This window comes from Aquimarina sp. RZ0 (genome assembly GCF_008370685.1).
Classification (GTDB): domain Bacteria; phylum Bacteroidota; class Bacteroidia; order Flavobacteriales; family Flavobacteriaceae; genus Aquimarina.
Genome location: NZ_VTZU01000016.1, coordinates 1 through 11,900, shown reverse-complemented (window position 1 = coordinate 11,900; position 11,900 = coordinate 1). Strand labels below are relative to the sequence as shown.

The window sequence follows — 11,900 nt, the reverse complement described above, 5'->3', positions numbered from 1 at the left end:
TTAAATTACTCGTATTATACTCTTCCTTTCAGTGCATTGAATACCCACGCATTCGCTAAAAAACCTATCCCAACAGCAGCAAAACCCCATCCAGATACGTGACTATACCTAAATGCTCCCAGAGCTATCAATGAAAGCCCAACGAATATCATAATAAAGGTAGCCCAGGCTAACACTGTGTTTTTATTCATTTTCATAGTTAATCATTTAATTAATGGTTTTTTAATTTTTTGATAAAAAACCAGCTACAAATATCGTTATTTTATTGTCAAAAAATAGTTTTTTATGGAGTTCTTAACGCCTTACAACAACTTACTATTTGTTTTTACTACAGATTATTTTTTTAGTTCGTTATATTTAAAAGAGAATTTTATTTCATCACACTTCAAAAAGTAAAAAACATATAATTTTTAGGGGGAATCAACCCTTTTTCAACTCAAAAAAGTCAAAAACAACTTTGCGCATATCATACACATTGAAAAAATAAGTATTTTTATAAGAACTAGTATTTGATACGCTGAAATTTATTTTTTAATTCTTAATACACTGTCTTTTAGCACGATTATTGATCTAAAAAAATGAAAGAAGCTGTATTGTTTGAATAGTAAAAGTATCCCTTTTTGGATATATTATGTATGCAGAATTAGTATGCTAACAGACTAAGCATCGTAAATAATTAGTTTTTGAGAAAAGTACATTAAAAGAAATAATAGAAATTATGGCATTACAATCAAGCACTCAGATATTTATAGGAAGTACTCTTATAAACGCCTATAAAAGACTAATGCTCCATCAAGAAATTGATGCTCATCATATATTAGAATTAGTATGCCGGATGGATGTACTGGAAAAAATTGAAGGAGAAGTAGCCGCAGAAAGCAAAAATTATCTTGGAGAAATTATAACTGTAAAGATTTCTTCTGTCGATCCTGTTTCGGGATACAAAGAATTAGAGTTTAAAGGAGTTGTTACCTCAGTAAATAATACCAAAGGGTTTCATCAACAAAATGGCGATATGATTTCTATAAAAGCGCATAGTTGCAGTATCATTGCTGATGACGGACCTCATTACGATTCGCATAGTGATGTAGGATTATCCGAGATATTGGATAAAACTTTTAGAGGATATGATCGGTCAAAACTTGAGACAAACTTCACTCCTCAAAACTCAGAAAGTCTTCATTACAGTGTACAACACAATGAAAGCTCCTTTTCATATGCCCGTAGATTAGCAGCACAATATAGTGAATGGTTTTTCTATGACGGAAGTACATTGGTTTTTGGCAAGCCAGAAGATAAAGAACCTATCCAGTTAACATATGGACACGATCTACAGGAATTTTCTTTAAACCTAAACCCCACACCCAATAATTTTAAATATTTTACTAATGATTATTTAGCTGATGAGCATCACGAAATGGCTACTTCTCAGATAAACTCTGGAGTGAATGGGTTTAATGGATTTACCAGCGAAAAGAGTATGTCCATTTTTGCAAAAGAAACCAGTGTTTATCTCAATTCTTATTATGATCCGCAATTAAAAAAACGACTGGACACCCACGTAGAACAGCAGAAAAAAGCTGTGGAGAGTAAACAGGTACAAATTAAAGGTATTAGTGATAATCCGGGAGTTAATCTCGGACAAGTTATAAAAATAAAAGGTGAAAGTGCTGATTATGGCAGTTTTCGAATTATAAGTGTATCACATTCTTCTACAGAAAACGGAAAATATCAAAATAGTTTTGTGGGAGTTACTGCCGATCTGGATGTATACCCTAATACCAATATAATGGCGTTTCCTAAAAGTGAATCACAGATAGCCAGTGTTACAGATAACACAGATCCAGAAGGGATGAGCAGAATAAAAGTACAATTCCCATGGCAGAAAACTACTGGAGAAATGACGCCGTGGTTGCGAGTCATGACGCCACATGCAGGAGGTGGAAAAGGATTTCAGTTTACCCCTGAAAAAGGCGAAGAGGTAATCGTTGGTTTTGAAGGTGGTAATGCAGAAAGACCCTATGTGATGGGAGCTTTTTATACTGGAGGTAGTAATGCTGGAACCTGGAAAAGTGATAAAAATGATATCAAAGCGATCCAAAGCAGAAGTGGGCATAGTATTGTATTAAATGACAAAGTAGGAGAAGAAACGATTACCATCACTGATGCAGCCGGGAATAGTTTACATTATAATACTGCTGATAAAACAGTAACCTTAAGTAGTGAAGAAAAAATAATACTGAGTTCTAAGTACATCGCTCTGGTTGGAGATGATATCGAATTTCATTCCAAAAACACAAAAGCAGTCTCAGAAGAAGCATTTGTAGCCCAAACAGGGGATTCTAATATGGCCGTATTACCTGATTCTGTAGTTAGTGATTCTGCAGAGGTTAGTATTAATGGAAAAGAAACTAAAATTAATGCCACTTCACTGACAACTAATTCTAAAGGAAACACACTAATCAACGGAGCGGTTGTAAAACTTAATTCTTAATTTTTCATTATGGCTGATGATATATCCATAGCACACGAATTCTATAAGATTCGGAATAGTTGGAAAACCATTGATCATCGTAAATGGAATATGATGATGTGGGTTGCCGACTATCAGGATATTGATATCCTAGATAAATTTATGGAAATAGAAGCTTCCCCTATCGGAATCTTTGATTCAATATTTTTTAGAATTCAAACCTTATTTTCTAAGGAGGAAACCTTCGAAAAAGAAGTTTGGGAAGAATTCCTTGGTTGGTTTACCGTACCAGAACAAAGTCAATATGATTTGATAGGCGCTTTGAAAAAAGATGGATATCTGGATGATTCTTATGCAGTAGATACGAGCTTGTCTCCTAATTTTAATAGTGTACTTATAGAATTACAACGATTAAAAAATATATTACCCTATAAAGAAGAAAATTTTATACTCTACTTCCCTCCCGGGTTACATGAACCCGGATTCCAGCAATGGTTTAGTGAACAATTACAGAAAGAATTACCTGCTGATATTCGATTCGCAACTATTGATCCTATCGGAAAGCGTCAATTTGATAAACTAGCACATCATAAAACTGCGATCGTTCGGGAATTATCTGTCGATCTCAATATGGCTGCTGCGATGAAAAATGCGATGAATAAAGATAGCGATGAGAGTCGCCCTCATACGCCAAGTGTACGTTTTCAGAAACAAGTGCGTACTGTGATGGAAGCTACCATAAAAGAAGAATTATCCGTGCAGGATGAAACCGAAATACTAATCCGGCTGGGGTATCAACTCGATATGTTAACCAGCAAGGCAACGGCTCATCTGGTATCAGCTATTGCTTTTTTTAGTCAAAAAGAAGATGAAGAAGCGCTGGATCATGTGAATCAGGCGATAGAAATGACAGAAGCAGAAAAAGAAGCATATCCCATCTGGCGATCCGCTACACTATTAAAAGCTGCTTTAGTACTGGCAAAAAAGAAAAAAGATATCGCACTGTCCTGTTATCAGGATGTAGCTGATAAAGCAGTTACACAGGGAGATGCATTCTATGCCATGGAAGCTTATAGAATGAAAGCATTTATCTATTTCCAGAGTAAAAAACTTGATCCGGCATGGGAGGCAGCAATTTATTCGCTCCAGGCAGGAACTAATTTACCACTAGAGGTAAGACGTGGCTCTACCTTTTTGTACAGTGCCGCTATAGCCTATCAGATAGCAAATGATAATGATAGCAAAGAAGAAATCATCCTCTCCCTAGAGCAACGATTCGATGAACAAATAGGAGACGATTGGAAAACCTTATTAAAAGGAACAGAGACAATCGATATCAAATATATGAACAAAAGAAATTGGTTAAACTTCAATAAATTGTTAGAATGGGCGTAGGAAATGCAGCAAATACAGCAAGTAGAGGTAGTCAGGAAGCCAGTGAGTCTGGTGGATTCCTGGGAATGCTTGGAGAAGGAAAATCAAAATTAGATACCTTTCAGGCAAACCTTGCCAGTGTATTACCATCAATTCCCGGACAACCAGCCGGGAAGTTTCAGGATATTGCCATTGGCATTGATATGCATCCTACTATATTTCCTCCATCTCCTGTGATGGCGGTACCGCATGTAGGCATGGTTTTTGATATTTTGGGAGCCATTTTTGCCGCTATTAGTGCGGTCGTACCACCACCTCCCGAGCCACAGGTGGATGATGCTGGAGAGCCCATACCACAACCTGTGAGTGTGAGTTCTGTAGCAGTAGCTATTGTACAAGCATTAAAACCCAGCGTACTGGTCAACAATAAATTTATTGCCAATGCCGGAATCAGTATACAGCATTTACCAGGAATTATATTACACGCATTACCATCTGTAAGCCCGATGGCATCATCCGAAATGTTTATGGGGAGCGCTACAGTATTAGCAGATGGGTCACCTTTCTCTGCTCAGTTTTTACCTGCTTTATCTTGTAATCTGGTAGGAATTCCAGCACCTTTCAGACCTAAAAAAGCAAAACCAAAAGTAAGTTTAATGGCGCCAACATCCAGCTTGCTTACTGTTATTCCCGGAGGGAAACCAGTACTGGTAGGAGGACCACCTACCATAGACTTGTTTGCACTGGCAATAAATCTTGGATTAAAAGGATTAGGAAAACTATGGAAAAAAGGAGGTGATAAATTCCAGAAATATATCGATGACCTGGCTCCAAAAAATCCATCTAAGGCAGCGAGGTTACAACCTTTTAAGTGTAAGATGTTTGGAGAACCTGTAGATGCTGCAACGGGGCGTGTATTTGCAGAAAATACAGATTTTACGATTCCCGGACCTATTCCGATATCATGGAACCGTATCTACCACAGTGATGGTGAGGTAGAAAGTCCTATTGGTAGTAATTGGCATCATAGCTATTACATTGGCTATTGGGAAATGGAAAATGATTTAATCACCATCCTCTTGCCGGATAGTAGAGAAATTGTCGTACCTCCGCTCCATCCCGGAGATCGTTTTTATCACAGACGTGAAAAAATAACGTGGATTCGTAATGCAGAAGGATATGCATATCGTGATGCAGATGGGCTTACTTATCATTTTTCTACATTTGGTCACGGAGATCGTTTCCATCCCATAGAAAAAATCACTGACGATCTGGGGTATCAAATACAATTCCAGTATACCCATACAGGTGTTTTAAAACAAATCATAGATAGTGCCGGGAGAATCTTTACTGTCGAAAGTAACGACCAGCAACGTATTACAGGAGTATGGACAGGAAATAAAAACAAAAAAACATATCTCATCAGATATGAAGTAGATAAAAATGATAACCTGATCAAGGTAACAGATGCCAATGATGTATCCAAGCATTTTTATTATGAAGGGCACTTATTAGTGCGGCTTACCAATCAGAGCGAACTTAATTTTTATTGGGAGTATGAAGGCAAAGGTGATCATGCAAAATGTATTCATACCTGGGGAGATGATGGAATTCTGGAATACTGGACACAATATGAAAAAGGAAAAACTATATCCACCAACTCACTTGGGCATACTACGACCTATTATTATGATGAAAAAAATCTGATTTATAGAATTACCGATGCTAAACAAGGAGAAACCTATCAGGAATATAATGAATATCAAGATCTGATAATGGTAACAGACCCCCTTGGGTATGCTGCCAAGTATGAGTATGATCGCTCGGGAAACCTAATCGCAATTTTGAATCCCAACGGTGATAAAACGTTATTTGAGTATACCGAAGATCATAAGATCAAATCGTACAGAAGTCCGGGCGGAGCCACCGCAGCATGGAAATATGATGAAGAAGGAAAGCTGATTCGGCGTCGCTATGCAGATGGCACTACAGCAGCTTATACCTATGAAGGGCCACGACTAAAATCTATCAAAGATCAGGAAGGGTTGATCACTACGATGCATTGGGGTATGCAGGAAACCCTACAACGAGTATCGCTGGATGATGGGCGTTCCATACAATGGATCTATGACGAACTAGGGCAAGTAATCAGACATATCGATATCAAAGGGAATACCACTACATATGAGTATGATCCCATGGGGAATGTTATCAAACTGATAGAAGCTGATGGCAATCTACATCATTTTATATATGATGCTTCTGGCAACGTAATCGAGGCAAAAGACAAAAAAAGGCAGGTAAGCTTTACCTATTGGGGATTAGGAAATCTAAAATCCCGCACAGAAAATGGAAAAACCATAGAGTTTCAATATAATACAGAAGAACAACTACAATCCATTGTCAATGAAGAAAATGAGGTGTATCGTTTTACGCTGGATGCCATGGGGCAGATCATCGGAGAATGGGGATTCGATGGATTACAGCGACGCTATATCAGGGATCGTGCCGGCAGAGTCGTAAAAGTATTACGCCCGGATGAGCGATGGACTCGTTATATGTATAATGGCACAGGAAATATCCTAACAGCAGATCACTATGATGGCACTGGAGAATATTTCACCTATGACGGAGATGGCAAACTCATAGAAGCCACCAATGCTTTTAATACCATAAAACTATCCTATGACAAAGGTCGGGTAACCGAAGAAATACAAAATGATTATGCGGTAGAGAGCACCTATGACCGCAGTGGTAATCGCATACAGATCCAGAGTTCGCTGGGAGCTGATATCACCCATGATTTTATCAAATCAGGAGAGCTGATCCGTACAGCTACCGATGGATGGGAGGCTAATTTTGAGCGGGATGATATGGGACTAGAGATTCGTCGTATGGTCAGCGGTGGTATTGATATGACCACCAAAAGAGACCGGTTCGGTCGTGTAACCAAACATAGTATTCGGACAAAAAACATAGAAGGCAGACGTATGGCCTATAGATGGGGTCGCAATGATGAACTAAGCAATAAGGTTGATGAACTAAGAAGTAAAAAAACAGCTTTTACCTATGATGAAACTGGCAACCTACAAACCGCTACTTATAATAACGGATGGGAAACCATCTATAAAATGCCAGATGCTGTAGGAAACCTTTTTAAAACCAAAAGCAGAAACGACAGAACCTATGATACCGGAGGTAAATTAAAAAAAGATGACAAAGCATCCTATACCTATGACGCAGAAGGCAATCTGATATCAAAGTTTGTATCTGTGGCGGATAACAATAAAGATACTGGCGAGTGGACCTATGAGTGGTATGGTAATGGTATGCTGAAAACGGTACGAACACCCGCAAAAAAACAGATTACTTTTGAGTATGATGCGCTGGGGCGCAGAACGGCAAAAATTGTTGAAAACCATAGACGTTTTTCCCTTTCCGGGGGAGAGACGCCCAAAGAAACGAGAGGATTGGTCACCCGATGGGTATGGGATGGCAATGTACCTCTGCATGAATGGATCTATGACCTAAACGATCGACCATCACTGTATGTAGATCCCTTTGGAGAGGTGAAAAGTGATGAAAAAGAACCTACTGACAGTACAAACCAAATCACCTGGCTTTTTGAGTCTGATAGTTTTGTCCCTGCTGCTAAGATGGTAGGAGATAAACGCTATAGTATTGCCTGCGATTATCTGGGCACTCCTGTACAAGCCTATGATGAAAAAGGTATAAAAGTTTGGGATTGCGAGTTGGATATTTACGGAAATGTTCGTAGTATTGAAGGAGATAAAACGTTCATACCTTTTAGATACCAGGGACAGTATGAAGATGCAGAAACTGGACTGTATTATAATCGGTTTAGGTATTACTCCGCTGAATCGGGTACTTATATATCGCAGGATAAATTAAGGTTATCTGGAGGAAGCAAACTTTATGAATATTCTAGTAATACTACATTAATCCTTGATCCTTTTGGGTTAATGGACTTTTACCACGCTACTAATGGAAGTTCCAGTACTGATGCTGTGATGGGTGGAATTGATCCATCTAAAGGGCGACCTAATTTAGACTTCAATCCTTCAGGTCAAGGTGGTTTCTATGTAACTAATGATTTAGAACAAGCTCAATCTTGGGCTAATAGAAAAGGAGGTGATGTTATACATTTTGATGTTCCTGATGATGAATTAGCTAAACTTAACATAAAAACTTTTGATGGAGCAACTCAAGAGTGGGCAGATACAGTTACTTCTGGAAGAAAAGGAACTTTAAGCCATACATTTGATGGTGTAGACGGTCCAATGTTAGCAAATCCAAGAGGTGGAAAACCCAAAGCAATAGGTCATCAGTTAGCTATATTTACTGATGAAGCTGCAGAACTATTTGATAAACATAACAAAGGAAAAATTAAAGGAAGTCACTAATGAAACAGATATCTGATAATCTTACTTTTGAAGATCCTAATAATAGAGAGAAGGTTACTTTTAATAAGTATACATTTTTAGAAATACTAAAAGGATGTATAATTAACTATACTGATAAAGATATTTTTGAAGCTGAAGAATTAATAAAAAATTCTTATTTGTTTAGTCTGCCTAAGTCTTATGACGATGTAGTTTTTATAACTCACGAACATGAATATCACTGGTCAATGGTAATAGCTTATGGAGAAAATTACTGGCAAAATTCTAAAATTAAAATAAGTTCAGAAATTCCAGAAGATTATGATCAATGGGAAAAAGGTTACATAAAAAAAAATAATCTTAAAAAAGTAAGTTATGAATACTTATAACCTGCTCTGCGAAGTTTGCAACTTTGTAGCGGTATGAGTAAGAAAATAGAATATTAAAAAGACAAAGCCATAACAGAAATGTTGTGGCTTTTTTTTACGCTAATTTATTTTGTATAACTGCTTTAAAGACAAAGGCTTCGATAAGTTCCTTTATTACTTTTTGTCTATCAGTAGATAAACTACTAACCTTTTTAAATAACGATAACAACTCTTTATCAGACAAATTACTGGTAGCTACATCATCAGTAGAACCATTCATCAAATAATCAGTGGTAGTATCTAATGCATTAGCCAATTTAGTTAATACCTCTGTAGTTGGTTTATTCTCTCCTCGCTCATACCTAGAAATATTAGTCACATGATTAATCTTAAAACTGAAGATCTATAGCAACTGCCATTGCGCACTTCAGTTTTAAGATCAATCCTTACTTAACAAGAAGGGAAAAAACACTTATTTTTGAAAACAAAATATATTTTATGAGTGATAAAGAGAAATCATATACAGACTATTTAGACAAAACTTTTTTGGAAGAATTAAATTACAAAGTATGGTCAACTAAAGGAAGTAGATTTAATGCAAGTACTAGATTAAATCAAACTGCTAAATTATCAAATTTATGTAGCAATCTACTATCTGTATATTTAATAGCTCTAAGTCTTCTGTCAGTATATGATATATGCGATGAAGCTTCTTTTGATCGGAATACAATTGCTTATTCTATAACCTGTCTATCAATATTATTATTGGTGTTCAGGCAGATCGAAAAAGCTAAAGAACATCATAATTGTGGTCTTGAATTATCTAGAATATATAATGACTTAAGAATATACAAAACACTAAATACAGAGAATACAGAAAAAGGAAAAAAAGATTTTGCTGTTAACATAACAGACAAATACCAAAGTATTCTTGAAAAATATACAAATCACATATCAATTGATATTGATTTATTTAAAACAAGAAATGCAAAATATCATAAGCTAAGTAAGCTTGATGTGTTTAAAATTAAAATCAGGTACTTTAGAAAAACTGATCTTGTTTATTACGTATTGATATCATTACCTCCAATAATTATATTTTTCACTCTGTTTTATTAACTTTTAACTTATCAATAATGAGTAAACACTTCAAAAGCGGAAGATCGTAATGGCTAATGCAGCTGTGATCTTCCGCTTTTGAAGTGGTAGCCCTTGTGGCGATTGAGCAAATGCATTAACTGTCCTAGTGCGCTGGCAGTAGCGGGCTGTTTTACATAGTTGTATTATGGGGCGAGCTTTGGGAAGAGCAGGTATAATAATAATTATGTAACACAGCTTGGGGAGAATACACGCTACTTTTATTTTACTTTTGAAAGGATAATCCATACTTTTGAGAAGATGTAAAAGGACGTTCATTGTTTTTTGTGGGTAGAATCGTGAGGGAAAAGTAAATCTTACTTCTGAATATCGTACAGGTTTTAGATACCAGGGACAGTATGAGGATGCTGAAACTGGACTGTATTATAATAGATTTAGGTATTATTCTTCTGAAACAGGAACTTATTTAAGTCAAGATCCGATTAATTTAGAAGGAGGCAGTAAAATGTACAGTTATGTTCACGACTCTAATTCCTTTATTGATACATTCGGACTTGCAAAAACTCCAACAAGAACCTTACAAAAAGGATGGAAAGATTATGTTGGATCTAAGCACACCAACCCTGATATACATCACGGATTTCCTGAAGAATTAGCAGATGACTTCAAACGTATTGCTGATATTGATGTAAACAATCCTGAATATCATTATAATCTAAAAAAAGGACAACATACTAAAAAACCTGGAATTCATACAAATAGTTCAAGGACTGGTCAAAACTGGAATAAAACTTGGAAAGGAATTGTAAAAAGAGTTGATAGCATGAATCTTCCAAAGAAAGAGAGTAAGGAAATGTTTGAAAGTATCCTCAAAGGTTTAGCAAGAAAAGAAAGGATTAGTAAAAACAATGCTAGAGCTGTAAAAGGTCATCATTAAAAACAAAATCATGTTTGACATTAATTTTGAAAGTGAATTAAATAAAATTGACATAAGAAATAACTTGATAAAAAAACTTGACAAAATACCAGTTAAGGATGATATTTATCTGAAGTATATATCTAAATACAAGTCCGAAGAAATTAATCCTGATTTGAATCTATTTGATTATGAAAAAGCTTTAAATGGAAATAACTATTTAAAGAACAATTTTCCTGAAATAGCAAAAGAATATTGGTTGATAGCTGATACAGGTCAAGGAGATGAATGGTTTATGAATATAAAAAATGAAAACATTATTTTTTATGACCATAATAAAGGTGAATATAATGATAGTGGTTTTCTACAAATGAACCTATCTTTTGAAAACTTTCTAAAGCTTGGGTTTCTTGTAAATAAATTAGAAAATTATTTAGATGAAGATATGGATGAAGATATTATAAAACCATTTTTTATAGAGGCACTTAATAAAATAAGAAAAGATCTATACAACGATTATCCTTATAAATATTTTTAATGAACCTGCTGAAGTTTGCAACTTCATAGCGGTATGAGTAAGGGATAAGAAATTATAGAAATATAAAAAACAGTTACAGTGATGTAGCTGTTTTTTTATTGATAAGCTTGTCTAGTTTTAGCATCTCTAAGTAATGCATCTAGATTATAGAGAATTGCATCTTTATCCTTTTGGGGTAGACTTAATAAAAAGAATGGAGAAATACTTGTAGAAGGAATCATTGATGAAAAATATATAAAAGGTTGTCACTAATAAATAATTTGATGATTATGACTATAACTGAAGCTATGAACACATATAATCCTGCTTTAGCAATATTAAAAGACAAAGGATATGTAATTAAGATTATACTAAATGAAGATAAAGAAGAAATTTTTAGATGGAATGCACTAAAGGATGAAAATGATATCTATGCTTTTAATCCTCTTTCGTTATTAGCATTATGTACTATTGCAGAACAATATGGCGATAATTGGAAAAATTATTGCGAACCAGATTTATATGATGAGTTACTTGAAAGTGCGGAATAACTACCACCCGATAGCGCGGATTTGTAATCCGTGAGTTGTGAGTAAGTGATAAAAATAATAGAAAGATAAAACCGGAAGTGTAATTATAACCCTGTCTCAGGGTTAAGCCCCAGGAGGGCTCTGGGAGCTAGCTCCCAGAGCCCTCCTGGGGCTTGGTCGCTAAATCAAGTGCCACTCGATCTTCAAATCTAATATATAAT

At 35.7% G+C, this 11,900-nt stretch carries 9 protein-coding genes and 1 pseudogene; 8 read left to right on the top strand and 2 right to left on the bottom strand.

Translation table 11 applies throughout. The features are described from left to right. Positions 1-14: 14 nt before the first annotated feature. The gene (locus F0000_RS07880) at positions 15-197 is read right to left on the bottom strand and encodes a CAL67264 family membrane protein (protein ID WP_149624169.1); all 183 of its coding nucleotides are present in this window, start codon (positions 195-197) and stop codon (positions 15-17) included. Positions 198-718: 521 nt separating this feature from the next. On the opposite strand from F0000_RS07880, the gene F0000_RS07875 reads away from it, so the two are divergent. The 4 genes from F0000_RS07875 to F0000_RS07860 are packed head-to-tail and all read left to right on the top strand — an operon-like array spanning position 719 to position 8,639. Next, a complete protein-coding gene (locus F0000_RS07875; protein WP_149624168.1) occupies positions 719-2,494 on the top strand; it encodes a type VI secretion system Vgr family protein in 1,776 nt (591 codons plus the stop codon). A gap of 9 nt (positions 2,495-2,503) precedes the next feature. Then, entirely contained in the window at positions 2,504-3,868 is a 1,365-nt protein-coding gene (locus tag F0000_RS07870; protein ID WP_149624167.1) for a hypothetical protein, read from the top strand. Continuing rightward, a complete protein-coding gene (locus tag F0000_RS07865) occupies positions 3,859-8,271 on the top strand; it encodes a DUF6531 domain-containing protein (RefSeq protein ID WP_149624166.1) in 4,413 nt (1,470 codons plus the stop codon). The genes F0000_RS07870 and F0000_RS07865 overlap by 10 nt, the downstream gene beginning before the upstream one ends. After that, on the top strand, positions 8,271-8,639 hold the full coding sequence (locus F0000_RS07860; protein WP_149624165.1) for a hypothetical protein: 369 nt from the start codon (positions 8,271-8,273) through the stop codon (positions 8,637-8,639). Before F0000_RS07865 ends, F0000_RS07860 begins: the two co-directional genes overlap by 1 nt. A 94-nt stretch (positions 8,640-8,733) precedes the next feature. On the opposite strand, the gene F0000_RS07855 is transcribed toward F0000_RS07860, so the two are convergent. Further along, the gene (locus F0000_RS07855) at positions 8,734-8,997 is read right to left on the bottom strand and encodes a helix-turn-helix domain-containing protein (RefSeq protein WP_188112050.1); all 264 of its coding nucleotides are present in this window, start codon (positions 8,995-8,997) and stop codon (positions 8,734-8,736) included. A gap of 119 nt (positions 8,998-9,116) precedes the next feature. Between F0000_RS07855 and F0000_RS07850 the strand changes: the two genes are divergently transcribed. The 4 genes and pseudogenes from F0000_RS07850 (at position 9,117) to F0000_RS07835 (ending at position 11,700) form a co-directional block, all read left to right on the top strand. Next, positions 9,117-9,737: an SLATT domain-containing protein gene (locus F0000_RS07850; protein WP_149624163.1), complete on the top strand. Its 621-nt coding sequence runs from the start codon at positions 9,117-9,119 to the stop codon at positions 9,735-9,737. A 349-nt stretch (positions 9,738-10,086) separates the two neighbouring features. Continuing rightward, positions 10,087-10,653, top strand: a pseudogene (locus tag F0000_RS07845) (RHS repeat-associated core domain-containing protein); the annotation flags it as partial. A gap of 10 nt (positions 10,654-10,663) precedes the next feature. Beyond that, a complete protein-coding gene (locus F0000_RS07840; protein WP_149624162.1) occupies positions 10,664-11,170 on the top strand; it encodes an SMI1/KNR4 family protein in 507 nt (168 codons plus the stop codon). 269 nt (positions 11,171-11,439) lie between these two features. Then, positions 11,440-11,700, top strand: coding sequence for a hypothetical protein (locus tag F0000_RS07835; protein ID WP_149624161.1), 261 nt, complete (start codon positions 11,440-11,442; stop codon positions 11,698-11,700). Positions 11,701-11,900: the final 200 nt, after the last annotated feature.